Source organism: Paraglaciecola sp. MB-3u-78, from assembly GCF_002835935.1.
Taxonomy (GTDB): Bacteria; Pseudomonadota; Gammaproteobacteria; order Enterobacterales; family Alteromonadaceae; genus Paraglaciecola.
Genome location: NZ_PJCF01000081.1, coordinates 1 through 244, shown reverse-complemented (window position 1 = coordinate 244; position 244 = coordinate 1). Strand labels below are relative to the sequence as shown.

Annotated in this window: 1 protein-coding gene; it reads right to left on the bottom strand. The window is 50.4% G+C overall.

The features are described from left to right. Nucleotides 1-244, bottom strand: a 244-nt coding sequence (locus tag CXF95_RS26395) for a hypothetical protein (protein WP_157828267.1), incomplete at both ends; no start/stop codon positions are given.

Here is a 244-nt window from a genome sequence, read left to right as displayed (position 1 = left end):
AGTATCGTACAAACGGATGGCCGAAGTAATACTAACAGGGTCAATGGGCTCATTAAACAGTGACTCAATAACAGGATTGGTAGGCACGTCGACGGCGTTATCGAGCACACTGATAAGCAGCCGGGTAGGATTAACAACGTCAGGGCCATTGGCCGAGGTAAAGGTGGTATCTCTTGGCACCACAGGATTGCCTGCCAAGTCTACCATAGCAGGCACAGCCTCGGTGATTTCAGTCAGTTCAGGT